Origin of the sequence: Anoxybacillus gonensis (genome assembly GCF_001187595.1) — a bacterium.
Taxonomy (GTDB): Bacteria; Bacillota; Bacilli; order Bacillales; family Anoxybacillaceae; genus Anoxybacillus; species Anoxybacillus gonensis.
This window is the reverse complement of the sequence record NZ_CP012152.1, coordinates 1946525-1971591: the sequence shown is the minus strand read 5'-3', so window position 1 is coordinate 1971591 and position 25067 is coordinate 1946525. Positions and strand designations below refer to the sequence as shown.

The following is a 25067-nucleotide window of genomic DNA, read 5'->3' as shown; positions in this document are numbered from 1 at the left end:
GATGGTAAGATTTACGATTCAAAGTTTACTCATCGCCGTCATTTTTTTAGTAGGTGTATTGCTCGGCATGCAGCAAGCGAACGAAGGGATGCGCAAAATGAAAGGGTATAACGATCCATCGCTTGAGCGAGTTGTACACGTATCAAAAGATGAAACGATCGTGCTTGGGCAATCGATTGAAGAAAAAAAAGAAAAGCTGCAACAAATGGAAACGTTTAACATGTTTTCGAAAGCGGGACAAAAACTTGCGACGTTCGTTCATTCGCTCGTTGAACATATGCTTTCATTTATGCAAAAGGCGGGATAACGATCCGCCTTTTCATTATTTTGCGTTGAATATTGCAAACGTTGTTGCTATAATCAAAGCTAGCGTATTTCGGAAATTATAGGAGTGGAACATAGATGAATCGTGAAGAGAGACTAAAAAGAAGGGATCGCATTCGCAACTTTTCCATTATTGCACATATCGACCACGGCAAATCTACGCTTGCTGACCGCATTCTTGAAAAGACGGGTGCGCTATCTGAGCGCGAGATGAAAGAACAAGCGCTCGATTCAATGGAGTTAGAGCGCGAGCGTGGCATTACGATTAAATTAAATGCAGTCCAGCTTCATTACAAAGCGAAAGATGGAGAAGATTACATTTTACATTTAATTGATACACCTGGTCACGTCGACTTTACGTACGAAGTGTCGCGTAGTTTAGCGGCGTGTGAAGGGGCGATTTTAGTCGTTGACGCGGCGCAAGGCATTGAGGCTCAAACGCTTGCTAACGTATATTTAGCGATTGATAACAATTTAGAAATTTTGCCGGTCATTAATAAAATTGATTTACCAAGTGCGGACCCTGAGCGTGTTCGTCAAGAAATTGAAGATGTGATCGGTCTTGACGCATCAGAAGCTGTATTAGCATCAGCGAAAGTTGGCATTGGAATTGATGAAATTTTAGAGCAAATTGTTCAAAAAATTCCTGCCCCATCTGGAGATCCAGATGCACCGCTTAAAGCGCTTATTTTCGACTCGCTTTATGACCCGTATCGCGGCGTTGTCGCATATATTCGCGTCGTAGAAGGAACGGTGAAAGCAGGTCAAAAAATTAAAATGATGGCGACAGGAAAAGAATTTGAAGTCGTTGAAGTCGGGGTATTCACACCGAAAGCGAAAATCGTTGATGAATTGACCGTCGGAGATGTCGGCTACTTAACGGCATCGATTAAAAACGTAAGCGATACGCGTGTTGGGGATACGATTACGCATGCGGACAATCCAGCAAGTGAACCGCTTCCAGGGTATCGTCGCTTAAATCCGATGGTATTTTGCGGTTTGTATCCAATCGATACAGCGCGCTACAACGATTTGCGTGAAGCGTTAGAAAAGCTCCAGTTAAACGATGCGGCATTGCAGTTTGAACCAGAGACGTCCCAAGCGCTCGGTTTCGGTTTCCGATGCGGCTTTTTAGGGCTTTTGCATATGGAAATTATTCAAGAGCGATTAGAGCGCGAGTTTAACATTGATATTATTGCGACAGCGCCAAGTGTTATATATAAAGTATATTTAACGGACGGAACAGAGTTAGCAGTCGATAACCCGTCAAACATGCCAGATCCACAAAAAATTGATCGCGTCGAAGAGCCGTACGTGAGAGCAACGATTATGGTACCGAACGACTACGTCGGTCCTGTCATGGAACTATGCCAAAAGAAACGCGGCATTTTTGGCGATATGCAATATTTAGACGAGCGACGTGTGACGCTCACATATGAATTGCCGCTTGCTGAAATTGTGTACGATTTCTTTGACATTTTAAAATCGAGCACGAAAGGATACGCATCGTTTGACTACGAGTTGATTGGCTATAAGCCGTCTAAACTTGTAAAAATGGACATTTTATTAAACGGTGAAAAAGTCGACGCTTTATCGTTTATTGTTCATCGCGATTCAGCATACGATCGCGGAAAAGTCATCGTTGAAAAGTTAAAAGATTTAATTCCGCGTCAACAATTCGAAGTACCTGTGCAAGCTGCTATCGGCAATAAAATTATTGCGCGCTCAACAATTAAAGCGTTGCGCAAAAACGTATTAGCGAAATGTTACGGTGGGGACATTTCACGTAAGCGGAAGTTGCTTGAGAAGCAAAAAGAAGGGAAAAAGCGCATGAAACAAGTCGGCTCCGTTGAAGTGCCGCAAGAAGCGTTCATGGCTGTGTTAAAGATGGACGATCAAAAATAAACCGCAGAATGTTTCTGCGGTTTTTTGCATAGAAAAGGGTGAAGTAAATGATTCAAGCAGCATATATTCATATTCCGTTTTGTACGCACATTTGTCATTATTGTGATTTTAATAAAGTATTTTTACATCAGCAACCGGTTGACGCTTATATCGATGCGTTAATCATCGAAATGGAACGGACGTTTGAACGTGTTCCGACATCGCAATTGCAAACGGTATTTATCGGAGGAGGAACACCGACGTCGTTGACTGCCAAACAGCTTGATCGATTATTGCGTGCCATTCACCGCATCGTTTCGCTCGCTTCCGATGTCGAGTTCACCGTTGAAGCGAATCCGGATGAAGTGAGCGATGAGCAGTTATACGTGCTCAAGGAATGGGGAGTGAACCGCCTCAGTTTTGGCGTGCAAACGTTCGATCGTGAATTGCTCCAACGCATCGGACGTACCCATACGAAAGAAACGGCAATCGAGACGATTGAGCGCGCGCACAAGCTCGGCTTTCATAATATAAATATCGATTTAATGTACGGATTGCCGACACAAACGATCGACCATCTAAAAGAAACGTTACGCATAACGTTTTCGCTTCCGATTCAACATGTGTCTGCCTACTCGCTCATTATTGAGCCTAAAACCGTATTTTACAACTTGATGAAAAAACAGACGTTGCCGTTGCCGAGTCAAGAAGAAGAAGCATATATGTATGAAATGATTATGGAACAAATGGAACAACATGGATATAGACAATATGAATTAAGCAACTATGCTCAAAAAGGGTTTGATAGCCGCCATAATATGACATATTGGAATAACGACGATTACTACGGATTTGGTGCAGGAGCTCATGGCTATATGAACGGCATAAGACATGTAAACGCTGGTCCGATTAAAAAATATATACAGCTCATTGAGCAAGGGCAGTGGCCACATGTAGACGAGCATGTTGTGTCAAAAGAAGAGCAAATGGAAGAGCATATGTTTCTTGGTTTGCGAAAAATAGAAGGGGTAAATAAAAATGAATTTTTCATGCGATATGGAAAAACGGTGCATGACGTGTTCGGTGAAGCCATTGCCTTGCAAAAACGAAACGGATTGCTTGAAGAGACAGAGGAAGCGATTTTTCTTACCCATCGCGGCAAATTGCTCGGAAACGAAGTATTTCAATCGTTTCTTGGCGTTTCATCTTGACACGACAAGTGCAATTTGATACCTTAATAGTAGATTTAGCACTCGCTTTGTTAGAGTGCTAACAGAGGTGATGAGCGTTGCTAACAGATCGCCAATTGTTAATTTTAAAAATTATTGTCGATGATTTTATTCGTTCTGGGCAACCTGTTGGTTCACGAACGTTATCGAAAAAAGAGCAAATCACGTTTAGTTCAGCGACAATTCGTAACGAAATGGCCGATTTAGAAGAGCTTGGTTTTATCGAAAAAACACATATTTCTTCTGGTCGCGTTCCGTCTCAAAAAGGATATCGTTATTACGTTGACCATTTATTGCCGCCTGTTCGGTTAACACAAAAAGATGTACAAACGATTCAATCGATTTTTCATGAGCAAATATACGAATTAGAAAAGCTTATTCAAAAATCGGCGCAAATTTTATCGGACTTAACGAACTATACAACCGTTGTGCTCGGTCCTTCAGTAAAGGAACATAAGCTAAAAACGATTCAAATCGTTCCGCTAAATGCAGAAACAGCCGTTGCCATTATTGTGACGGATACGGGGTATGTAGAAAAGCACGTCGTGACGCTCCCACCGTCTATTCCGCCATCAGACGTCGAAAAGATGGTTAACATTTTAAATGAGCGGTTGACAGGTGTTCCTTTAGAAGATTTAACAGATAAAATTCAAACAGAAGTTGCGCACGTGCTTCGCGAACACATCCAAAGCTACGACCACATGTTGCGAATGATTTCGTCTTCTTTAGATTTAAACGCGCCTGCGCAAATGTTTTTAAGCGGAAAAATGAACATGCTTCGTCAACCGGAGTTTAGCGACATCGATAAGCTTCGCGCATTGCTGAATGTCATTGAACAAGAAAAAGAGTTTTATCGTTTGTTAAGGAAGCATAAGCAACAAGGCATTCAAGTGAAAATTGGCACAGAAAACGATGTAGAAGGAATGGAAAACTGCAGTTTAATTACAGCGACGTATTCTGTCGATGGTGAAAAGCTCGGTACGATCGCTGTTCTTGGACCAACTCGCATGGAATATTCGCGCGTCATTTCACTATTAAACCTTGTTGCGACGGATTTGTCGAAGGTGTTATCGATGTGGTATCAAAAAGATTAGCGATGTCAATATTATGGATGGGGAATTTCCCCATCCGCTTTTCAAGTTTTTTAGGGAGGTGAGAAGATGGAGAAAGAACAGCGTACATATGATGCAACTGTTGAACAATCTGAAGACGTACAAGACGAGCAAGTGCAAGAGGAGCAAGCGCAAAGTGAAGAAACACAACAAGAAGAGCAAGACGAATTAGCGCTTGCATACGAAAAAATTGCTCAATTGGAAGCGAAGTTAGCAGAAACAGAAAATCGTTTTCTTCGCCTCCATGCCGACTTTGACAATTATCGTCGCCGTGTGCGTTTAGATATGGAAGCTGCAGAAAAATACCGCGCGCAAAGTTTAGTTTCTGATTTATTGCCGATTTTAGATAACTTTGAACGCGCGTTACAAGTGCAAGTAGAAGATGAAAAAGCAAAGTCGTTATTGCAAGGAATGGAAATGGTTTATCGCGCATTCATTGAAGCGCTCAAAAAAGAAGGGGTCGAAGTCATTGAATCGGTTGGAAAACCGTTCGACCCGCATGTGCATCAAGCGGTGATGCAAGTAGATGATCAAAACTATGAGCCAAATACAGTTATAGAAGAATTCCAAAAAGGCTACAAATTAAAAGATCGTGTCATTCGTCCAGCAATGGTCAAAGTAAATCAATGAGGAGGGATTATGTATGAGCAAAATTATCGGTATTGACTTAGGTACAACAAACTCTTGCGTCGCTGTGTTAGAAGGCGGGGAGCCAAAAGTTATTCCAAACCCAGAAGGAGGTCGCACGACACCGTCTGTCGTTGCGTTTAAAAACGGTGAGCGTTTAGTCGGTGAAGTGGCAAAACGCCAAGCGATTACAAACCCAAATACAATTATTTCGATTAAGCGCCATATGGGTACAGACTATAAAGTACAAGTAGAAGGAAAAGAATACACACCGCAACAAATTTCTGCAATGATTTTGCAATACTTAAAATCATATGCGGAAGCGTATTTAGGTGAACCTGTTACACGTGCTGTGATTACTGTTCCAGCTTACTTTAACGATGCACAACGTCAAGCGACAAAAGATGCTGGCCGCATTGCTGGTTTAGAAGTCGAGCGCATCATTAACGAGCCAACAGCAGCTGCGTTAGCATACGGATTAGATAAAATGGATGAAGATCAAACAATTCTCGTATATGACCTTGGCGGAGGTACGTTTGACGTATCGATTCTTGAATTAGGTGATGGTGTATTCGAAGTAAAAGCGACGGCTGGTGACAACCACCTTGGTGGTGACGACTTTGACCAAGTCATCATCGATTATTTAGTTGAGGAGTTCAAAAAAGAACACGGCATCGATTTATCAAAAGATAAAATGGCGTTGCAACGTTTAAAAGACGCGGCAGAAAAAGCGAAAAAAGAGCTTTCTGGCGTGATGCAAACGCAAATTTCATTGCCGTTTATTAGCGCAAACGAAAACGGTCCACTTCACTTAGAAATGACGTTAACGCGCGCAAAATTTGAAGAATTATCAGCGCACTTAGTTGAGCGTACGATGGGACCTGTTCGTCAAGCGTTAAAAGATGCTGGATTGACGCCTGCAGATATCGACAAAGTCATTCTTGTTGGTGGTTCAACGCGCATTCCAGCTGTTCAAGAAGCGATTAAAAAAGAAATTGGCAAAGAGCCACATAAAGGAGTAAACCCAGACGAAGTTGTTGCGATCGGTGCAGCGATTCAAGGTGGAGTAATCGCAGGGGACGTAAAAGACGTCGTATTATTAGACGTAACACCGCTTTCGCTCGGTATTGAAACGATGGGTGGCGTCTTTACAAAATTAATTGAGCGCAACACAACTATTCCGACAAGCAAGTCGCAAATTTTCACAACGGCAGCAGATAACCAAACGGCTGTAGACATTCACGTTTTACAAGGTGAACGTCCGATGGCTGCCGATAACAAAACGCTCGGTCGCTTTCAATTAACAGACATTCCGCCAGCTCCGCGCGGTGTACCACAAATTGAAGTCACATTTGACATTGACGCAAACGGTATTGTGCACGTGCGCGCGAAAGACTTAGGTACAAATAAAGAGCAATCGATTACAATTAAATCTTCTTCTGGTTTGTCTGAAGAAGAAATTCAACGCATGATTAAAGAAGCAGAAGAAAATGCAGAAGCAGACCGGAAGCGAAAAGAAGAAGTGGAACTTCGCAACGAAGCAGACCATCTCATTTTCACAACAGAAAAAACGTTAAAAGAATTAGAAGGAAAAGTAGACGAAGCGGATGTGAAAAAAGCGCAAGAAGCAAAAGATGCATTAAAAGCAGCGCTTGAGGGCAAAGATATCGAAGACATTCGCGCGAAGAAAAACGCGTTGCAAGAAGTTGTGCAACAGCTTTCTGTTAAGCTATATGACCAAGCGGCTAAACAAGCGCAAGCACAACAAAGCGAAGGCAAAAAAGACGACAACGTCGTCGATGCGGAATTTGAAGAAGTGAAAGAAGATAAGTAAACAAACAAAAAGTCAAAGTCAGGCCTGCCTTGGCTTTGACTTTTTTGCTATGGAAACATCAAATGTATTGCGCAACAAGTTGAGACAATGATAAAATTACGTTCATGTGAACGAGTCGGGAGTGGGTGATCATGAGTAAACGAGACTATTATGAAGTGCTCGGCGTGAGTAAAAACGCAACAAAAGAAGAAATTAAAAAAGCGTATCGAAAATTATCAAAGCAGTATCATCCAGATATTAATAAAGCGCCCGATGCAGCTGAAAAGTTTAAAGAAATTAAAGAAGCATACGAAGTGTTAAGCGATGACCAAAAGCGTGCCCATTACGATCAATTCGGCCATACGGATCCGAACCAACAGTTTGGTGGATTTGGCGGGGCTGATTTTGACTTCGGTGGGTTTGGTGGCTTTGAAGATATTTTTAGTAGTTTTTTTGGCGGTGGGCGTCGACGTGATCCGAACGCACCGCGTGCAGGGGCAGATTTGCAATATACGATGCGTTTAACATTTGAAGAAGCGGTTTTTGGAAAGGAAACAAATATTGAAATTCCACGTGAAGAAACGTGCGATACGTGCCATGGCTCTGGAGCGAAGCCAGGAACGAAAAAAGAAACGTGCGCACATTGCCACGGTACAGGGCAATTAACGATTGAACAAGCGACGCCGTTTGGCCGCATCGTAAATCGTCGCCCGTGTCATCATTGCGGCGGTACAGGACATTTTATTAAAGAAAAATGTTCGACATGTCATGGAACAGGTCGTGTGAAAAAACGGAAAAAAATTCATGTCAAAATTCCTGCCGGTGTCGATGACGGTCAACAATTGCGCTTAGCAGGTCAAGGTGAGCCTGGAATAAACGGGGGACCGCCTGGAGATTTGTACATCGTTTTCTATGTCGAACCGCACGAGTTTTTTGAACGTGATGGCGATGATATTTATTGTGAAATGCCAATTACGTTTACGCAAGCCGCGCTTGGTGCGGATATTGAAGTGCCGACGTTGTATGGAAAAGTGAAATTGAAAATTCCAGCAGGTACGCAAACAGGTACGAAATTCCGCTTAAAAGGAAAAGGAGTACCGAATGTGCATGGCTATGGAAAAGGAGATCAACATATTCGCGTTCGCGTTGTCACACCAACGAAGTTAACCGAACGTCAAAAACAATTGTTGCGTGAGTTTGAACAACTCAGTCAAGGGAATGGACAAGAAGATAGCTTTTTTGCGAAAGTGAAGCGAGCATTTAAAGGGGAGTAACGTGAAGGAGGAGTTGGTAGATCATGAAATGGTCTGAAATAAGCATTCATACAACACACGAAGCGGTCGAGGCGATTTCAAATATTTTACACGAAGCAGGTGCGGGTGGCGTCGTCATTGAAGATCCGTTTGAATTAACGAAAGAACGAGAAACGACTTACGGGGAAATCTACCAACTCAATCCTGACGATTACCCCGAGGAAGGAGTTATTATTAAGGCATATTTGCCGGTAAATAGCTTTTTAGGTGAAACGGTCGAAGAAATTAAACAGGCGATTAACAATTTAATGTTATATAACATCGATATTGGGCGAAACAAAATTACGATTAGCGAAGTGAACGAAGAGGAATGGGCGACAGCGTGGAAAAAGTATTACAATCCGGTCAAAATTTCTGAGCGGTTTACGATCGTTCCGACATGGGAAACGTATGAACGTGTTTCAAGCGACGAATTAATTATTGAATTAGATCCGGGCATGGCGTTCGGCACGGGGACGCATCCGACGACAGTGATGTGTATTCAAGCGCTTGAGAAGACGGTCAAACAAGGTGATATGGTCGTCGATGTCGGTACGGGGTCAGGCATTTTAAGTATTGCTGCTGCGATGTTAGGAGCGAAACGTGTTCATGCGCTCGATTTAGATCCTGTCGCAGTAGAAAGTGCAAAATTGAACGTGAAATTAAATAAAGTACACGATGTCGTCACCGTTTCGCAAAACAATTTACTTGATCGGATCGATGAACAAGCGGATGTCATCGTTGCAAACATTTTAGCTGAAATCATTCTTCGTTTTGTCGATGATGCGTATCGTTTGTTGCGTCCGGGAGGCGTATTTATTACATCAGGAATTATTCAAACGAAAAAACAAGAAGTGAAAGAAGGTCTTCTTCGCGCTGGTTTCACGATTGAAGAAACGTTAACGATGGAAGATTGGATCGCATTTATTGCGAAAAAACAATAAAAAGGGTGTTCGCGTTGCAACGATATTTCGTACGTAACGAGCAAATCGTTGGCGATCACGTTATGATTTCTGGCGATGACGTCCATCACATTGGGCGGGTCATGCGCATGAATGAAGGTGATCGCCTTCTTTGTTGTAATGAGCGTAGTGAAACGATGCTTTGTGAGATCGAACAAATTTCCAATGATTTTGTCCGATGCCGTATTATACAATGGATAGAGGGAAATGTTGAACTGCCTGTGCACATTTATGTCGCAAGCGGACTGTTAAAAGGAGATAAATACGAACTCGTTTTACAAAAAGGAACAGAGCTTGGAGCAAGAGGCTTTCTTCCGCTCATCACATCCCGTTCGATCGTCAAATGGGACGAGAAAAAAGGCGATAAAAAAGTGGAACGTTGGCAAAAAATTGTGAAAGAAGCGGCTGAACAATCCCACCGAGCATATATGCCGTCTGTTTATGCTCCGATGACGATTCGGGAACTCATTGCATGGGCGAGCGACATGGATTATACATGTATTGCTTATGAAGAAGAAGCGAAAGAAGGAAAACATCGTGCTTTTGCCGATCTTCTTCAAAAGATGGATGAAGGGAACTCCCTCTTAATTGTTTTTGGACCAGAAGGCGGTTTATCCGAGCAAGAAGTGACGTTATTGAAACAACATGGTTTCATCGCATGTAGTCTTGGACCGCGCATTTTACGAGCAGAAACGGCACCGTTATATGCGTTATCAGCGGTGTCTTATGAATGGGAACTTAAGTGAGGTGATATACATGCCAACGGTTGCATTTCATACGTTAGGATGCAAAGTGAATCATTACGAAACAGAGGCGATTTGGCAATTGTTTAAACAAGCAGGATATGAGCGAAAAGATTTTGAAAGCCATGCCGATGTATATGTTATTAATACATGTACAGTCACGAATACAGGGGATAAAAAAAGCCGCCAAGTCATTCGACGTGCGGTGCGTCGCAATCCGGATGCGGTCGTTTGTGTAACGGGCTGTTATGCGCAAACGTCCCCAGCGGAAGTGATGGCTATTCCAGGTGTCGATATCGTCATCGGTACACAAGATCGCGGGAAAATTTTAGAGTACATCGAGCAGTTTAAACAACAGCGTGAACCGATTAACGGTGTGCGCAACATTATGAAAACGCGTGTATATGAAGAATTGGATGTACCGGCGTTTACGGATCGGACGCGCGCATCGCTGAAAATTCAAGAAGGTTGCAATAACTTTTGTACGTTTTGTATTATTCCATGGGCGCGCGGCTTAATGCGTTCACGCGATCCGAAAGAAGTCATTCGTCAAGCGCAACAGCTTGTTGATGCAGGCTATAAGGAAATTGTATTAACAGGCATCCATACAGGTGGATATGGAGAAGATATGAAAGACTACAATTTTGCCATGTTGTTGCGCGACATCGATGAGCAAGTGAAAGGATTAAAACGATTGCGTATTTCGTCGATTGAAGCGAGTCAAATTACAGATGAAGTCATTGATGTATTAAAACAGTCGGATAAAATCGTCCGCCATTTACACATTCCGTTGCAATCGGGCTCAAATACGGTGTTGAAGCGGATGCGTCGCAAATATACAACGGAATTTTTTGCGGAACGGTTAGCGCGTTTGCGTGAAGTATTCCCAGATTTAGCTGTTACGTCTGACGTCATTGTCGGTTTCCCAGGTGAAACGGAAGAAGAGTTTATGGAAACATATGCGTTTATTCGTGAACAGCGTTTTTCTGAACTGCATGTTTTCCCATATTCGAAGCGGACAGGCACGCCAGCAGCAAGAATGCCAGATCAAGTAGATGAGGAAGTGAAAAATGAGCGCGTTCATCGCTTAATTACACTTTCTGATCAACTAGCAAAAGAATATGCATCGAAGTTTGAAGGGCAAGTGCTTGAAGTCATTCCAGAAGAGCCGTACAAAGAAGATCCAGCGAGCGGCTTATATGTTGGCTATACGGACAATTATTTAAAAGTAAAATTTCCGGCAACAGAAGAGATGGTCGGTCAACTTGTTAAAGTGAAAATTACAAAAGCTGGATATCCGTATAACGAAGGGGAATTTGTACGTGTCATGAATGATCATCACGAAGCTGTTCGATTAAGCTCATAAAAAGAAGTTGACTTATGAACTTGGTTATATTATACTTTGAAAGTACATGTTCCACATGTACCAAGGATTAGCGGTTTTGTTCGGAGGGAGGGAAGTAGGATGTCGAAAACGATCGTTCGTAAAAACGAGTCGCTTGAAGATGCTCTTCGTCGCTTCAAACGTGCGGTTTCAAAAACAGGTACGTTGCAAGAAGCAAGAAAGCGCGAATTCTATGAAAAGCCAAGCGTAAGACGTAAGAAAAAGTCTGAAGCGGCTAGAAAGCGCAAATATTAAAAGAGGGTGTATTTATGAGTCTTCTCGAACGTTTGAACAATGATATGAAGCAAGCGATGAAAAACAAAGAGAAGGACAAATTGTCGGTCATTCGCATGGTGAAATCCGCTTTGCAAAACGAAGCGATTAAACTTGGCAAAACGTTGACCGAAGATGAAGAATTAACCGTACTTTCTCGCGAATTAAAACAGCGTAAAGACTCCCTCCAAGAATTTGAAAAAGCTGGTCGCACAGACCTTGTTGATAAAGTCAAGGAAGAGATTACGGTTCTTGAACTTTACATGCCGAAGCAGTTGAGCGAAGAAGAGCTAGTGCAAATCGTGAAAGAAACGATTGCCGAAGTCGGCGCTTCCTCAAAAGCGGATATGGGTAAAGTGATGGGAGCGATCATGCCGAAAGTGAAAGGAAAAGCTGACGGCTCGCTCGTAAACAAACTTGTTCAACAACATTTAAGTTAAACACCTTACGATATCGTAAGGTGTTTTTCTGTTTTTGAAACTTTTTTTCTTTTCACACGTACTAAAGATGAAGGGAGGAAAAAGGATGGCCGGTCTCATTGTTGCTTTCACGCATCCATTTCTCGCTGCGCTTTTGTTAATTGCCGGAAGCGTCACGTTCGTTTGGCAACTGTACGATGCGCGTTGGGGATGGAAAGGAACTGTAAGCATCATTTGTTTTTTGCTTTTTTTCTCATCGCATTTAGCAGCTGGTTTAACAACCGTTGGGGCGATGATGTTGTTTGCTATTGGTCTTATTTTGTTAGTCATTGAGTTGTTTGTGCCAGGTGGCGTTATTGGCTTTCTTGGGCTCGGTACGCTCGTCTGGAGCTTATTTTTAGCCGCCAAACATTCCCCGTTTGTTACGATATCGTTAGCAGTAGCGATCGTGAGTGCGCTAATGGTGGGCTTATGGCTTAGCCGGGTGAGCAAAAAGAAGATGGCGTTTTTTGAAAAAATTGTGCTTACCGACGAACAGCGGAATGAAGAAGGATATGTGTCTCATGAAGCGCGCATGGATTTCATCGGGAAACGCGGAGTGGCCATCACTGTATTGCGGCCAGCAGGAACGGCGCTCATTGACGGCGAACGTGTAGATGTTGTCACAGAAGGAGAATATATTGAACGACATCGACCGATTGAAGTTATTCACGTAGATGGGTTAAAAGTCGTCGTTCGAGAATGTAAAAAAGAGGAGGAAATCGTATGACACCGGATCAACTTTTACTTATTATTGCGATTGCGTTAGGGCTTGTGTTGTTAGCTGTATTCTTTTCGTTCGTTCCCGTTATGCTTTGGATTTCTGCACTTGCTTCTGGTGTGCCGATTAGCATTTTCACACTTATCGGGATGCGTTTACGCCGCGTCATTCCGTCGCGTGTCATTAATCCATTAATTAAGGCAAAAAAAGCAGGGCTTGATGTGACGACGAACCAGTTAGAAAGCCACTATTTAGCGGGAGGAAATGTCGACCGCGTCGTTAACGCGTTAATTGCTGCGCAGCGAGCGAATATTAATTTAACGTTTGAACGTTGTGCGGCAATTGATTTAGCCGGTCGAAACGTATTAGAAGCGGTGCAAATGAGCGTCAATCCAAAAGTCATTGAAACCCCGTTTATTGCTGGTGTAGCGATGGACGGTATTGAAGTGAAAGCGAAAGCACGCATCACTGTACGTGCGAATATTGATCGATTAGTTGGTGGTGCGGGAGAAGAAACGATTATTGCACGTGTGGGAGAAGGGATTGTTTCTACGATCGGGTCGCAAGACGATCATAAAAAAGTGCTTGAAAATCCAGATATGATTTCACAAACCGTATTAGCAAAAGGGTTAGACTCAGGAACAGCGTTTGAGATTTTATCCATTGACATTGCTGATATTGATATCGGGAAAAACATTGGTGCTGAATTACAAACAGACCAAGCGGAAGCGGATAAAAAGATTGCACAAGCGAAAGCGGAAGAACGTCGGGCGATGGCAGTTGCACTTGAGCAAGAAATGAAAGCGCGCGTGCAAGAAATGCAGGCGAAAGTCGTAGAAGCCGAAGCGCAAGTGCCGCTTGCGATGGCGGAAGCACTTCGTTCCGGCAAACTTGGTGTGATGGATTACATGAACTTAAAAAACATTATGGCAGATACGAACATGCGCGATTCCATTGGAAAATTGACACAACATCCGGATGACGAGAAAAAGTGAGGAATACATGATGGCGCTAATTGAATGGCTCCTAAACAACATATTTGTCGTTTTCATTTTGGCAGCATTTGTCTCATGGGTTGGAAAACGAATGAAAGCGGGAGAAGAAACGATTGAACGAAAACAACAACAAGAAAAACAACAAGAACAAGAACAGAAATCACCAGTTATGATGGCCGAAGTGGAACCACGAACGAGACGATCGATGAAAAAAGAACAAGAGCAAATGATCGCACCGCAACGAGCGGAAGAGCAACGAGTGGAGAGGAGAAAATTACCTAAACACCCGCTCGTGCAAGGCGTGATTTTTTCAGAAGTGCTCGGTCCACCGCGAGCAAAGCGTCCGTTTGGTAGAAAATAAGTGCTACAACCCCCGTTTCACTCATACATATGAGATGAAAGGGGGTTTTGTTTATGATCGGAAAGTGGAAAAGCAAAATGCGACAATGGTTAACGAATCAAATGGAACTACCTGCGGATGTTGTCGCTGACCTCCCCCGTATTACGATGATTGGACATATTCATATCTACATAGAGAATCATCGTGGTTTGCTCCTGTTTACAGATCGCGAACTACGTTTGTTATTAAAAAACGGGCAGCTGCTTGTCAAAGGGGAATCGTTTAGCATTAAAACGATTTTGCCGGAAGAAATTTTGCTCGAGGGGAAAATTAGTCAAGTTTTATATTTGGAAGAATAGGGGGGGCGGGTGTGAAAAACGAATGGGTGCATCAGCTGACTGGGAATTTGCGAGTACGTATTGTTGGAAAAGGATTAGAGCGGTTATTAAATGAATTTACACGCCGTGGGATATATGTATGGAACGTCAGGCGAGAGCGGGACGATTCGCTAACATGCCATATGCTCCTTCGCGACATTCATCATGTGCGAGCGGCGATGCGAAAAAGCGGTTGTAAATTATATGTTCTCGATCGTCGGGGGGCGCCGTTTTGGCTAAAAGCATCGTGGAAAAATAGCGGCATCGTTATCGGAGTCGTTACATTTATATGTATCGTGTTTATATTATCTAACATGATTTGGCGCATTGAAGTCACAGGGGCGAATCCAGAAGTCGAACATACCGTTAGGCAGGAGTTGAAAAAAATAGGGGTTGAGCGCGGTGCGTTGCAATTTGTTACTCCACCTCCTGAAGCGATTCAACGAACGCTAACCAACAAGATAGATGCGATTACGTGGATTGGTGTGGAGTGGCGTGGAACGACGTTATATTGCCAAGTCGTTGAAAAAAAGCAGCCGACAGAAACGAAATCGAATACTCCCCAGCATCTTGTTGCGAAGAAAAAAGCGGTCATTACGTACATGTTTGTTGAACAAGGTCAAGCAGTGGTAGAAGTGAATGATCATGTCGTTCCGGGACAATTGCTCGTTTCGGGCTTTATTGGGAAAGAAGGGCAAACAGAGATCGTGCCAGCGCGCGGTCAAATTTTAGGCGAGACGTGGTACAAGTCTACTGTTGCTGTTCCGATGAAAACGACGTTTTATATGTTGACGGGAAAAAAACGTGAAACACATTACGTTCGTTTTTGGTCGTGGAAAATTCCGATTTTTTGGGATCATGAAGAGCAGTTTTCACAATTTGAAAAACAAGTAGATGAAAAAACGTTCCGCTTTTTCACATGGACGTTACCGATTGTTTATGAAAAAGTCGTGTGGCGTGAAAAAGAAATCGCTGTTCGTGAGTATTCGTACGAACAAGCAAAAGCGGTAGCGAAACAAATTGCGCGTGAGCAGTTACAGCGACAATTACCTGCGGATGCGAACATTCAAGGTGAAAAAGTTTTGCATGAGGCGAAGGAGAATGGTAAAGTAAAAGTAGAAATGCATTACCAAGTCATTGAAAACATTGCGATACCACAACCAATTATTCAAGGAGACTGAGGAATGTCGGAACAGTTTGTCACGATTCACCTTAACGTACAAAATGCAGATGAAGCGCTCGCTTTGTTCGGTACGCACGATGTTCATTTAAAGCGCATTGAGCAAGAACTTGGTGTGTCGATTGTGACGCGTGGAGAATCGTTAAGCGTGTCAGGAAACAAACAACATATTGAGCTTGTTGATGAGTTGTTGCGTCATTTGTTGCTTGTTATTCGCAAAGGCATTGTCATTAGCGAGCGTGATGTGCTTTATGCGCTAAAAATGGCCAAAAATGGAACAATTTCTTACTTTATTGAATTGTACAATGAAGAAATCGGAAAAAATGCGAAAGGGAAAGCGATTCGGGTCAAAACGCTCGGTCAGCGTCAATACGTTTCTGCCATTCAGCGCCATGATTTAATTTTCGGCATTGGTCCAGCAGGAACGGGAAAAACGTATTTAGCCGTTGTGATGGCTGTACAAGCGTTAAAAAACGGACAAGTCAAGCGAATTATTTTGACGCGTCCAGCTGTGGAAGCTGGGGAAAATTTAGGCTTTTTGCCGGGGGATTTAAAGGAAAAAGTCGATCCGTATTTACGCCCACTTTATGATGCGCTTCATGACGTACTTGGTCATGAACATACCCAACGATTAATTGAGCGCGGTGCGATTGAAATTGCTCCGCTTGCATATATGCGCGGGCGAACGTTAGATGATGCGTTTGTCATTTTAGATGAGGCGCAAAATACGACGCCTTCGCAAATGAAAATGTTTTTAACACGTCTCGGCTTCGGCTCGAAAATGGTGATTACCGGCGATATTTCACAAGTCGATTTACCGAAAGGAGTTCGTTCTGGGCTTGCGATTGCAAAAGACATTTTGACGAATGTAAGCGGAATTTCATTTGTCTTTTTGGAGCAAGCTGATGTTGTACGCCATCCTCTCGTCGGTAAAATTATCGCTGCGTACGAAGATGCTGGAATGTAAATGCGACCCATATTCACGTGGGTCCTTTTTGCACTTTAACAGAAGAAAGAGGGAGATTTTATGTTAGTGATTGACTTTATAGATGAAACCAATGAAATAACAGAAGAGCAAATAGAACGAATTGAAAAACTATTGCAACATGCGGCAAAGGAAGAAAATGTGCCAGATGGTGCAGAGGTGAGCATTACGTTTGTTGACAATGAAAAAATTCGGGAAATAAATCGCGATTATCGTGGAAAAGATCAGCCGACAGATGTCATTTCGTTCGCCCTTGAAGAAATGGGCGAAGAAGAGATTGAAATTGTCGGTGTAGATGTACCACCTGTGCTCGGGGATATTATCATTTCTGTGCCGAAAGCACGCGAGCAGGCGGAGCAATACGGTCATTCTTTTATGCGAGAACTCGGTTTTTTAGCGGTTCACGGCTTTTTACATTTGCTTGGCTATGATCATGAAACAGAAGAAGAAGAAAAAGAGATGTTTACGAAACAAGAGCTCATATTACAACAATTTGGCTTAACGAGATGATCGATGATGCGTTGGAAGCGATTTGTCGCTAGCGTATTATATGCTTTAAATGGCATTCGAATTGCCATTTGTCATGAGCGAAATATGCGCATTCATTTCGTAGCAACGATTGCTGTTATCGTTGCTGCAGCGATATTTCGTGTCTCAAAAATGGAATGGCTTGTGTTGCTTTTGACGATTGGAGCAGTGATGAGTTTAGAAATCGTCAATAGCGCAATAGAGCGGACGGTTGATTTAGTGACGGATGAGTATCGGCCCTTAGCGAAAGAAGCAAAAGATTTAGCAGCTGGCGCTGTACTTATGTTTGCTTTTATATCCGTGATCATAGGGATTTCCATTTTCTTTCCTTATATGTATGTATTTTTTAAAAATTCTTTACATTTTCATAAATAGTAGTGAAATCGCGTTCATATTTTGGTAAAATAAAAAGCAAGCATACTTTATGCGATGGAGGGTTTTATGATTCGAGAAGGATATAAATCAGGATTCGTAGCAATTATCGGAAGACCGAATGTAGGAAAATCTACATTTTTAAATCGCGTCATCGGGCAAAAAATTGCAATTATGAGCGATAAGCCGCAAACGACGCGCAATAAAATTCAAGGTGTGTACACAACAGATGACGCGCAAATCATTTTTATTGATACGCCGGGCATTCATAAACCGAAACATAAGCTTGGCGATTTTATGGTAAAAGTAGCGCAAAGCGCGTTGCAAGAAGTTGATTTAATTTTATTTATGGTGAATGCTGTAGAAGGGCTCGGTCGCGGTGATGAGTTTATTATTGAACGTTTAAAACAAGTACAAACACCGGTGTTTTTAGTCATTAATAAAATTGACGAAGTGCACCCGGACGATTTATTGCCGCTGATTGAGCAATATCGCTCACTCCATTCGTTTGCCGAAGTCATCCCTATTTCAGCGTTGCAAGGCAACAATGTAGAAACGTTGTTGCAACAAATTAAACATTACTTGCCTGAAGGACCACAATATTATCCAGCACATCAAATAACGGATCATCCTGAACGATTTATCATTGCTGAGTTTATTCGTGAAAAAGCGCTCCATTTGACGCGAGAAGAAGTGCCACATTCCATTGCTGTTGTGATTGATTCGATTGAACGTCGCGAAAATGGCGATACGGTATATGTTGCAGCGACCATTATCGTTGAGCGTGATTCGCAAAAGGGAATTATTATCGGCAAACGCGGTCAAATGTTGAAGGAAATTGGTCAACGTGCGCGCGCGGATATTGAGGCGCTACTCGGTTCAAAAGTGTTTTTAGAATTATGGGTAAAAGTACAAAAAGATTGGCGCAATAAAATGGCACAGTTGCGAGACCTTGGCTATCGTGAAGATGAGTATTAATGCTGTAAAATTTTAAAAGACATTGCGACAGCGCAAAAAGGGCAAACTACAAGTGAGCTGCTCAATCACCGTCAACTAACGAGAGAAAGGTGTGGTTCGATGCTCGATTTTACCTGGAAATTGTTCAGCCAAACAGGGAATATTGACACGTATCTTTTGTTTAAGGAGCTAGAACGCGAAACGCAAGAGCAAGCCAGCGATTCCACGTATCATATAACGGAAAGAGATTATCACGTCCTTTAACTTTGGAAGGTTATGTTATATGTTTGAAAAATGTGAAGGCATTGTTATTCGAACGATTGACTATGGAGAGACGAATAAAATTGTGACGATATTTACACGCGAATGGGGAAAGGTTGCTGCAATGGCAAGGGGAGCGAAAAAGCCAAGCAGCCGCCTTTCTTCTGTTACGCAAATATTTACATACGGCATATATCTTGTTCAAAAAAGTCGTGGTGTTGGTAGTTTGCATCAAGGGGAATTGCTTTCGACGATGCGCCATATACGCGAAGACATTTTTTTAACAGCATATGCCTCGTACATTGTTGAATTGACAGATAAAGCAACCGAAGAAAGACGACCAAATCCGTATTTATTTGAACTTCTTTTACAAACATTGACGTATATGAATGAAGGGCTCGATGCCGAAGTATTAACGTACATATATGAAATGAAATTGCTTCCGGCATTCGGATTATATCCGAAGTTAGATGGCTGTGCTATTTGTGGAGAAAAAGAAGGAACGTTTGCCTTTTCGATTGCACACGGAGGATTTCTTTGCCACCGTTGTTTTGAGCACGATCCACACCGCATCCCGATGACTCCATCGGTGTTAAAATTACTTCGCCTATTTTACTACGTTGATTTGTCTCGCATCGGTCAAATCGCTGTCAAACAAGAAACGAAACGACAACTACAAACGATCATTTCAGCTTATTACGATGAATATTCAGGTCTTTCGCTGAAAACAAAACGGTTTTTACAGCAAATCCATACGTTAAAAGGTGAAAGCGGACAAATGTAGCGTTGTCCGCTTCCCACTTTTGTTTGCAAAATATAAAGATGAATTATAATATGGTCTTATAGTGTAGCCTATTGTAAGGTGGTGAGCGACAATCGAACTCAATAAACGTCAAGAACAAATTTTACAAATCGTCAAAGATCACGGGCCGATTACAGGTGAGCATATTGCGGAAAAGCTCAATTTAACGCGGGCGACGTTACGGCCTGATTTAGCCATTTTAACGATGGCTGGGTACTTAGAAGCAAGACCTCGTGTTGGTTATTTTTATACAGGAAAAACAGGGACGCAATTGCTTGCTGATAAAATTAAAAAAATGAAAGTGAGCGATTATCAGTCCATTCCTGTTGTTATTAATGAAAATGTGAGCGTCTATGATGCGATTGTCACGATGTTTTTAGAAGATGTTGGCACGTTATTTGTTGTAGATGACGAGTCGTTGCTTGTCGGTGTGTTATCTCGTAAAGATTTGTTGCGTGCGAGCATCGGAAAACAAGAGTTGACATCTATTCCTGTCAATATTATTATGACGCGCATGCCGAATATTACATTTTGTGAAAAAGATGATTTGCTTATTGATGTCGCCCAAAAATTAATCGAAAAACAAATTGATGCGATGCCTGTTGTCAAAAAGGTGGACAAAGGGTACGAAGTCGTCGGGCGCATTACGAAAACGAATATGACGAAGGTGCTTGTCGCGTTAGCGAAAGAAGACGTGCTTTAAAGGGGGAAAATCATGAGTCAAATCGTATACGTCGTATCCGACTCAGCAGGGGAGACGGCCGAGCTCGTTGTAAAAGCAGCAGCGAGCCAGTTTCAGGGGGCGCTCGTTCAATTTCGACGTGTTCCTTATGTCGAAGATGTGGAGACGTTATCAGAAGTCGTCGCTTTAGCAAAAATGAATCGAGGCATTATTGTATTTACGTTAGTTGTACCGGAAATGCGTCAATTTTTATTAGCTGAAGCGGCACGTGAAGGAGTGCCTGTATACGACATTATCGGACCGCTTATTGAACAAATGGGAAAGTTATTACAAATGTCGCCACGTTGCGAACCGGGCCCTGTTCGTGTGTTAGATGAAGACTATTTCCGAAAAATCGAAGCCATTGAATTTGCGGTGAAGTACGATGATGGACGTGATCCACGCGGTATTTTGAGAGCGGATATCGTTTTAATTGGTGTATCGCGCACGTCCAAAACACCGTTATCACAATATTTAGCCCATAAACGATTTAAAGTGGCGAACGTCCCGATCGTTCCAGAAGTAGATCCACCTGAAGAATTATTTCAAGTGCCGCCGGAAAAATGTTTTGGTTTAAAAATTAGTCCAGAAAAGCTAAATGAAATTCGTCGTGAGCGGTTAAAATCGCTCGGATTAGATGACCGTGCCATTTATGCAAACATTGATCGAATTAAAGAAGAACTACAATATTTTGATGGGATTGTGAAAAAAATTGGCTGCGAAGTCATTGATGTGACAAATAAAGCAGTCGAAGAAACAGCGAACGTCATTATGAATATTATGCGTAAAAGGGAAAAATAAGCAGTCAAAGCACAGTCACAACGTGTGATATGTGCTTTTCCTTTTTTATAAAAAACTTTATAGCCAATTGATGTTTTTTATATTATAATAAAAAATTGTGATAAAACAGGTTTAGACTGAACATAGGACGAATAAACTATTTATAGCTAATTGTCAAGTGACAATGCATCGGGATTTTCGACAATATTTTTTTCTTAAAAAGAAGGATTGTTTCGCGCGATGGAGAATAAAAACATACAAAACATTTCTATTTCAGAAACAAGTTTTGTCGAAATATGTTTGGAGCTGTTGAAATATGGGACAACGCATTCCTGAGGAAACGGTTGAGCACATTCGTCGCTCAGTCGATATTGTAGACATCATCCAACAGTATGTCTCACTGAAAAAGCAAGGACGCAACTACTTTGGGTTATGTCCTTTCCACGGGGAGAAAACACCTTCTTTTTCTGTTTCGCCAGAAAAGCAAATTTATCATTGTTTTGGCTGTGGAGCAGGCGGAAATGTGTTTTCGTTTTTGATGGACATCGAAGGGATTACATTCATAGAGGCAGTGAAACGATTAGCACCGCGAGCAAATGTCGATTTATCGCACGTCGTTGATGCGCATCCGACATCGGAACGGAAAGAAACAGCGACGATGATTGCTGCGCACGAGCTATTAAAAAAGTTTTATCATCATTTGCTGATGCATACAAATGAAGGGGAAGAAGCATTGAACTATTTGCTTCAACGAGGCTTTACGCGCGAGCTCATCGAACAGTTTGAAATTGGCTATGCTTTGCCGTCTTGGAATGCGACCGTCACATTTTTAGCAAACAAAGGCTTCTCACTTCCACTGATGGAACAGGCCGGACTCATTGTGAAAAAATCGGGAGAGGACTCATACTTTGATCGTTTCCGTCATCGCATTATGTTTCCTATCCATAACCATCAAGGAGAAACGGTTGCTTTTTCGGGGAGAGCGCTCGGAAACGAAGAGCCGAAGTATATGAATAGCCCCGAGACTCCAATTTTTAATAAACGTCATATTTTATATCACTTTCATGAAGCGCGTTTACCGATGCGTCAAAAACAGCAAGTTGTACTGTTTGAAGGATTTGCAGATGTGATCGCTGCTGTGCAAGCTGGCATTTCCTATGCTGTAGCAACGATGGGAACAGCTTTATCGGAAGAACAGGCGCGCATGCTTCGTCGCAATGCTTCATCGGTCATTGTTTGTTATGATGGGGATCGAGCAGGAATCGACGCTGCTTTGAGAGCATCTGAGACGCTCGTTGAAGCTGGCTGTTATGTAAAAGTTGCGATGATGCCAGATGGGCTTGACCCTGATGAGTATGTACAAAAATATGGTGCTGATCGTTTTCGTCATCACGTGCTTGATGCAAGCTTGTCGCTGACAGCGTTTAAGCTTGAATATTTAAAGCGCGGCCGCCATTTACAAAACGAAAGTGAGCGTCTTCGTTATATTGAAGAAGCGGTGAAAGAAATTAGCCGATTATCTAATGCGATTGAAGCGGATTATTATTTACGACAACTAGCTAATGAATTTTCCATTTCCATGGATGCGCTACGCGAGCAAATGATGGTTTATGGAAAAAAACAAGTCGAACAAAAGCAAGAACGTCGTGAAACGGTCGTTGCACCTGTGAAAGCGAAATTGTTACCAGCTTTTCAAAAAGCAGAGCGGATGTTACTTGCTCATATGTTGCGCGATAAAGCGATCGCATACACGGTTCAAGAAGCGATCGAAGGCGCATTTAACGTCGAAGAACATCGCGCTATTGCCGCCTATTTATATGCGTTTTACGAAGAAGGACACGAACCCGATGTAAGCTCGTTACTTGAACGCATTCATGATCCGCAATTAAAACGCATCGTTACAGAGCTGTCCATGATGCCGATCAACGAAGACATCTCGTCAGCTGAGTTGCGAGATTACATTCAATGCGTGCTCAACTACCCAAAAGAGCAGTTGCTCAAGCAAAAAGAAGCGCAGTTGCGCGATGCCGAACGGCAAAAAGATTATGAGTGCGCAAAACGCATTGCAAGCGAAATGATTGCCTTGCGAAAGTCTTTGCATTTTGGAAGGAGGGGAATAAATGGCTGAAAAGTCAACACATTCCGATTTAACGTTAGAACAAGCAAAAGAACAATTAGTCGAGCTAGGTAAAAAACGTGGCGTTCTTACCTATGAAGAAATCGCTGAGCGATTATCCGCATTTGATCTTGATTCGGATCAAATGGATGAATATTATGAGTATTTAAATGAACAAGGGATCGAAGTCGTCGCCGAGTCCGATTTAGATGATGCTGATTTAGACGACCCAGACTTCGATGATTTAAAAGATGAAGAGTTCGATTTAAACGATTTAAGCGTTCCTCCAGGGGTAAAGATTAACGACCCTGTTCGCATGTATTTAAAAGAAATTGGTCGCGTACCGCTATTGTCAGCAGAAGAAGAAATTGAGCTAGCGAAACGCATTGAACAAGGAGACGAAGAAGCAAAACGTCGTCTAGCTGAGGCAAACCTTCGTCTCGTCGTTAGCATTGCGAAACGTTACGTTGGTCGCGGCATGCTTTTCCTTGACTTAATTCAAGAAGGAAATATGGGTTTAATTAAAGCGGTCGAAAAATTTGATTACCGCAAAGGATATAAATTTAGCACATATGCAACATGGTGGATTCGCCAAGCGATTACTCGTGCGATTGCTGACCAAGCGCGTACGATCCGTATCCCTGTTCATATGGTCGAAACGATTAATAAGCTTATTCGCGTTCAACGTCAACTTTTGCAAGACCTCGGTCGCGAACCATCTCCTGAAGAAATTGCGGAAGAGATGGACTTAACGCCGGAAAAAGTGCGCGAAATTTTAAAAATTGCCCAAGAGCCTGTATCGCTTGAAACGCCAATTGGCGAAGAAGACGACTCTCATTTAGGCGATTTTATTGAAGATCAAGATGCAACATCTCCAGCTGAACACGCAGCGTATGAGCTGTTAAAAGAACAACTCGAAGATGTGTTAGATACACTAACAGACCGAGAAGAAAATGTACTTCGCCTTCGTTTTGGTCTTGATGATGGACGTACGCGAACGCTTGAAGAAGTGGGCAAAGTGTTTGGTGTGACACGCGAACGCATTCGCCAAATTGAAGCAAAAGCGTTGCGAAAACTGCGCCACCCAAGCCGCAGCAAACGTTTAAAAGACTTTTTAGAATAACCGTTTACAAGAAATAGTTTACTTCTTACAATGGAAGTAAGCTATTTCTTTATTTAGGAAGGAATGCGTATTCAATGGAACAAAAACGAAAAGAAATCATTATTAATGAAATTAAATATTGGAAACAAACGCGATTGCTGCCGGAACAATATTGTGATTTTTTGCTTGCATTGTACACGGAAGGAAATCGCGATGATGTTGAAACACCGACAAAGCAAGTTCCAGCGTGGGCGATTCGAGCAACCGCGGTGATGATCGGTATATGTTTATCTTTCGCCCTTCTTGTCATTTATTTTACTGAATTGTCGTTCGTTTTGCAAACGCTCATTTTGTCACTTTTTGTCATAATTTGTTTTATTGCTGTTCGTTTTTTTGTAAAACATAAAATCGTTGTTCATATGGCTCTCATGATCGGTGCTTTGTCGCTTCTTCTACTTTCTATTCGTACATGCGATGTTTATTTTTCTGGGAGCACAAGTGCATTAGCGCTCACGGTGATGGGAAATTGTTTTGTTTGGCTGCTCATCGGTTGGCGTTTTTCGCTTATGTATTTTGTCATTTCGGGCGTTGTCGGCATCATTCTTCTTTTTTCTTCATTTTTCATTTAAAAAAATTTACATACAGGGCTTTTCCTTTATGGGAATTTAAAGTACAATAAAATTGTTTGTAACGTTTTCATTTTGAAAAACATGCTTTATTACATAAGGG

The 25067-nt window shown here is 42.3% G+C and carries 28 protein-coding genes; all 28 read left to right on the top strand.

Annotated elements, in window-relative coordinates:
* Nucleotide 1 precedes the first annotated feature (1 nt).
* The 28 genes from AFK25_RS10385 (at nucleotide 2) to AFK25_RS10255 (ending at nucleotide 24967) form a co-directional block, all read left to right on the top strand.
* Nucleotides 2–307, top strand: a complete 306-nt coding sequence (locus AFK25_RS10385; protein WP_009374049.1) for a YqxA family protein — start codon at nucleotides 2–4, stop codon at nucleotides 305–307.
* A gap of 95 nt (nucleotides 308–402) precedes the next feature.
* Nucleotides 403–2229 (top strand): translation elongation factor 4, encoded by a 1827-nt coding sequence (lepA, locus tag AFK25_RS10380; protein ID WP_009374047.1) that lies wholly within the window; start codon nucleotides 403–405, stop codon nucleotides 2227–2229.
* A 47-nt stretch (nucleotides 2230–2276) separates the two neighbouring features.
* A complete protein-coding gene (gene hemW, locus AFK25_RS10375) occupies nucleotides 2277–3419 on the top strand; it encodes a radical SAM family heme chaperone HemW (RefSeq protein ID WP_035066669.1) in 1143 nt (380 codons plus the stop codon).
* Between the two features lie 77 nt (nucleotides 3420–3496).
* Nucleotides 3497–4531, top strand: coding sequence for a heat-inducible transcriptional repressor HrcA (gene hrcA / locus AFK25_RS10370; protein WP_009374043.1), 1035 nt, complete (start codon nucleotides 3497–3499; stop codon nucleotides 4529–4531).
* A gap of 66 nt (nucleotides 4532–4597) precedes the next feature.
* A complete protein-coding gene (grpE, locus tag AFK25_RS10365) occupies nucleotides 4598–5179 on the top strand; it encodes a nucleotide exchange factor GrpE (RefSeq protein WP_009374039.1) in 582 nt (193 codons plus the stop codon).
* A 13-nt stretch (nucleotides 5180–5192) separates the two neighbouring features.
* Entirely contained in the window at nucleotides 5193–7010 is a 1818-nt protein-coding gene (dnaK, locus tag AFK25_RS10360) for a molecular chaperone DnaK (protein ID WP_035066672.1), read from the top strand.
* A 131-nt stretch (nucleotides 7011–7141) separates the two neighbouring features.
* Nucleotides 7142–8263: a molecular chaperone DnaJ gene (gene dnaJ, locus AFK25_RS10355; RefSeq protein ID WP_009374033.1), complete on the top strand. Its 1122-nt coding sequence runs from the start codon at nucleotides 7142–7144 to the stop codon at nucleotides 8261–8263.
* 23 nt (nucleotides 8264–8286) lie between these two features.
* Nucleotides 8287–9225, top strand: a complete 939-nt coding sequence (prmA, locus tag AFK25_RS10350) for a 50S ribosomal protein L11 methyltransferase (protein ID WP_009374032.1) — start codon at nucleotides 8287–8289, stop codon at nucleotides 9223–9225.
* 14 nt (nucleotides 9226–9239) lie between these two features.
* On the top strand, nucleotides 9240–9989 hold the full coding sequence (locus AFK25_RS10345; RefSeq protein ID WP_026011538.1) for a 16S rRNA (uracil(1498)-N(3))-methyltransferase: 750 nt from the start codon (nucleotides 9240–9242) through the stop codon (nucleotides 9987–9989).
* Between the two features lie 10 nt (nucleotides 9990–9999).
* Complete coding sequence (gene mtaB, locus AFK25_RS10340) at nucleotides 10000–11352, top strand: tRNA (N(6)-L-threonylcarbamoyladenosine(37)-C(2))-methylthiotransferase MtaB (protein WP_009374029.1); 1353 nt, start codon at nucleotides 10000–10002, stop codon at nucleotides 11350–11352.
* 99 nt (nucleotides 11353–11451) lie between these two features.
* Complete coding sequence (rpsU, locus tag AFK25_RS10335; RefSeq protein WP_003393897.1) at nucleotides 11452–11625, top strand: 30S ribosomal protein S21; 174 nt, start codon at nucleotides 11452–11454, stop codon at nucleotides 11623–11625.
* A 14-nt stretch (nucleotides 11626–11639) separates the two neighbouring features.
* On the top strand, nucleotides 11640–12083 hold the full coding sequence (locus AFK25_RS10330) for a GatB/YqeY domain-containing protein (RefSeq protein ID WP_003393899.1): 444 nt from the start codon (nucleotides 11640–11642) through the stop codon (nucleotides 12081–12083).
* A gap of 85 nt (nucleotides 12084–12168) precedes the next feature.
* Entirely contained in the window at nucleotides 12169–12831 is a 663-nt protein-coding gene (locus tag AFK25_RS10325; protein WP_009374028.1) for an NfeD family protein, read from the top strand.
* Nucleotides 12828–13817: a flotillin-like protein FloA gene (gene floA, locus AFK25_RS10320; RefSeq protein WP_009374027.1), complete on the top strand. Its 990-nt coding sequence runs from the start codon at nucleotides 12828–12830 to the stop codon at nucleotides 13815–13817. The genes AFK25_RS10325 and floA overlap by 4 nt, the downstream gene beginning before the upstream one ends.
* A 7-nt stretch (nucleotides 13818–13824) precedes the next feature.
* Nucleotides 13825–14178 carry a hypothetical protein gene (locus AFK25_RS10315; protein WP_035066675.1) on the top strand — a complete coding sequence of 118 codons (354 nt, stop codon included), beginning with the start codon at nucleotides 13825–13827 and terminating at the stop codon, nucleotides 14176–14178.
* A gap of 53 nt (nucleotides 14179–14231) precedes the next feature.
* Nucleotides 14232–14516 (top strand): sporulation protein YqfC, encoded by a 285-nt coding sequence (gene yqfC, locus AFK25_RS10310; protein ID WP_009374025.1) that lies wholly within the window; start codon nucleotides 14232–14234, stop codon nucleotides 14514–14516.
* 11 nt (nucleotides 14517–14527) lie between these two features.
* Nucleotides 14528–15715, top strand: a complete 1188-nt coding sequence (yqfD, locus tag AFK25_RS10305) for a sporulation protein YqfD (RefSeq protein ID WP_009374024.1) — start codon at nucleotides 14528–14530, stop codon at nucleotides 15713–15715.
* A gap of 3 nt (nucleotides 15716–15718) precedes the next feature.
* Entirely contained in the window at nucleotides 15719–16681 is a 963-nt protein-coding gene (locus tag AFK25_RS10300) for a PhoH family protein (protein WP_009374023.1), read from the top strand.
* Nucleotides 16682–16741: 60 nt separating this feature from the next.
* Nucleotides 16742–17209 (top strand): rRNA maturation RNase YbeY, encoded by a 468-nt coding sequence (gene ybeY / locus AFK25_RS10295; RefSeq protein ID WP_035066678.1) that lies wholly within the window; start codon nucleotides 16742–16744, stop codon nucleotides 17207–17209.
* 6 nt (nucleotides 17210–17215) lie between these two features.
* Nucleotides 17216–17602, top strand: coding sequence for a diacylglycerol kinase family protein (locus AFK25_RS10290; protein ID WP_035067050.1), 387 nt, complete (start codon nucleotides 17216–17218; stop codon nucleotides 17600–17602).
* A 66-nt stretch (nucleotides 17603–17668) separates the two neighbouring features.
* The gene (gene era / locus AFK25_RS10285; RefSeq protein WP_035066681.1) at nucleotides 17669–18577 is read left to right on the top strand and encodes a GTPase Era; all 909 of its coding nucleotides are present in this window, start codon (nucleotides 17669–17671) and stop codon (nucleotides 18575–18577) included.
* 99 nt (nucleotides 18578–18676) lie between these two features.
* Nucleotides 18677–18820 (top strand): YqzL family protein, encoded by a 144-nt coding sequence (locus AFK25_RS14850; protein WP_019416900.1) that lies wholly within the window; start codon nucleotides 18677–18679, stop codon nucleotides 18818–18820.
* Nucleotides 18821–18839: 19 nt separating this feature from the next.
* Complete coding sequence (gene recO / locus AFK25_RS10280; RefSeq protein ID WP_009374019.1) at nucleotides 18840–19601, top strand: DNA repair protein RecO; 762 nt, start codon at nucleotides 18840–18842, stop codon at nucleotides 19599–19601.
* 91 nt (nucleotides 19602–19692) lie between these two features.
* Nucleotides 19693–20322 carry a transcriptional regulator CcpN gene (gene ccpN, locus AFK25_RS10275; protein WP_026011540.1) on the top strand — a complete coding sequence of 210 codons (630 nt, stop codon included), beginning with the start codon at nucleotides 19693–19695 and terminating at the stop codon, nucleotides 20320–20322.
* A gap of 12 nt (nucleotides 20323–20334) precedes the next feature.
* The gene (locus tag AFK25_RS10270) at nucleotides 20335–21141 is read left to right on the top strand and encodes a pyruvate, water dikinase regulatory protein (protein WP_019416901.1); all 807 of its coding nucleotides are present in this window, start codon (nucleotides 20335–20337) and stop codon (nucleotides 21139–21141) included.
* A 295-nt stretch (nucleotides 21142–21436) separates the two neighbouring features.
* Nucleotides 21437–23248 carry a DNA primase gene (gene dnaG / locus AFK25_RS10265; protein WP_035066685.1) on the top strand — a complete coding sequence of 604 codons (1812 nt, stop codon included), beginning with the start codon at nucleotides 21437–21439 and terminating at the stop codon, nucleotides 23246–23248.
* Complete coding sequence (gene rpoD, locus AFK25_RS10260; protein WP_019416902.1) at nucleotides 23241–24359, top strand: RNA polymerase sigma factor RpoD; 1119 nt, start codon at nucleotides 23241–23243, stop codon at nucleotides 24357–24359. Before dnaG ends, rpoD begins: the two co-directional genes overlap by 8 nt.
* Before the next feature lie 74 nt (nucleotides 24360–24433).
* Nucleotides 24434–24967: a hypothetical protein gene (locus tag AFK25_RS10255; protein ID WP_019416903.1), complete on the top strand. Its 534-nt coding sequence runs from the start codon at nucleotides 24434–24436 to the stop codon at nucleotides 24965–24967.
* Nucleotides 24968–25067 lie beyond the last annotated feature (100 nt).

Excerpts from the sequence above, each read along its gene's own strand:
- AFK25_RS10385 (WP_009374049.1), top strand. The coding sequence starts at position 2 with ATGGTAAGATTTACGATTCAAAGTTTACTCATCGCCGTCATTTTTTTA.
- lepA (WP_009374047.1), top strand. The coding sequence starts at position 403 with ATGAATCGTGAAGAGAGACTAAAAAGAAGGGATCGCATTCGCAACTTT.
- hemW (WP_035066669.1), top strand. The coding sequence starts at position 2,277 with ATGATTCAAGCAGCATATATTCATATTCCGTTTTGTACGCACATTTGT.
- grpE (WP_009374039.1), top strand. The coding sequence starts at position 4,598 with ATGGAGAAAGAACAGCGTACATATGATGCAACTGTTGAACAATCTGAA.
- dnaK (WP_035066672.1), top strand. The coding sequence starts at position 5,193 with ATGAGCAAAATTATCGGTATTGACTTAGGTACAACAAACTCTTGCGTC.
- dnaJ (WP_009374033.1), top strand. The coding sequence starts at position 7,142 with ATGAGTAAACGAGACTATTATGAAGTGCTCGGCGTGAGTAAAAACGCA.
- prmA (WP_009374032.1), top strand. The coding sequence starts at position 8,287 with ATGAAATGGTCTGAAATAAGCATTCATACAACACACGAAGCGGTCGAG.
- mtaB (WP_009374029.1), top strand. The coding sequence starts at position 10,000 with ATGCCAACGGTTGCATTTCATACGTTAGGATGCAAAGTGAATCATTAC.
- rpsU (WP_003393897.1), top strand. The coding sequence starts at position 11,452 with ATGTCGAAAACGATCGTTCGTAAAAACGAGTCGCTTGAAGATGCTCTT.
- AFK25_RS10330 (WP_003393899.1), top strand. The coding sequence starts at position 11,640 with ATGAGTCTTCTCGAACGTTTGAACAATGATATGAAGCAAGCGATGAAA.
- AFK25_RS10325 (WP_009374028.1), top strand. The coding sequence starts at position 12,169 with ATGGCCGGTCTCATTGTTGCTTTCACGCATCCATTTCTCGCTGCGCTT.
- floA (WP_009374027.1), top strand. The coding sequence starts at position 12,828 with ATGACACCGGATCAACTTTTACTTATTATTGCGATTGCGTTAGGGCTT.
- AFK25_RS10315 (WP_035066675.1), top strand. The coding sequence starts at position 13,825 with ATGATGGCGCTAATTGAATGGCTCCTAAACAACATATTTGTCGTTTTC.
- yqfC (WP_009374025.1), top strand. The coding sequence starts at position 14,232 with ATGATCGGAAAGTGGAAAAGCAAAATGCGACAATGGTTAACGAATCAA.
- AFK25_RS10300 (WP_009374023.1), top strand. The coding sequence starts at position 15,719 with ATGTCGGAACAGTTTGTCACGATTCACCTTAACGTACAAAATGCAGAT.
- ybeY (WP_035066678.1), top strand. The coding sequence starts at position 16,742 with ATGTTAGTGATTGACTTTATAGATGAAACCAATGAAATAACAGAAGAG.
- AFK25_RS10290 (WP_035067050.1), top strand. The coding sequence starts at position 17,216 with ATGCGTTGGAAGCGATTTGTCGCTAGCGTATTATATGCTTTAAATGGC.
- era (WP_035066681.1), top strand. The coding sequence starts at position 17,669 with ATGATTCGAGAAGGATATAAATCAGGATTCGTAGCAATTATCGGAAGA.
- AFK25_RS14850 (WP_019416900.1), top strand. The coding sequence starts at position 18,677 with ATGCTCGATTTTACCTGGAAATTGTTCAGCCAAACAGGGAATATTGAC.
- recO (WP_009374019.1), top strand. The coding sequence starts at position 18,840 with ATGTTTGAAAAATGTGAAGGCATTGTTATTCGAACGATTGACTATGGA.
- AFK25_RS10270 (WP_019416901.1), top strand. The coding sequence starts at position 20,335 with ATGAGTCAAATCGTATACGTCGTATCCGACTCAGCAGGGGAGACGGCC.
- dnaG (WP_035066685.1), top strand. The coding sequence starts at position 21,437 with ATGGGACAACGCATTCCTGAGGAAACGGTTGAGCACATTCGTCGCTCA.
- rpoD (WP_019416902.1), top strand. The coding sequence starts at position 23,241 with ATGGCTGAAAAGTCAACACATTCCGATTTAACGTTAGAACAAGCAAAA.
- AFK25_RS10255 (WP_019416903.1), top strand. The coding sequence starts at position 24,434 with ATGGAACAAAAACGAAAAGAAATCATTATTAATGAAATTAAATATTGG.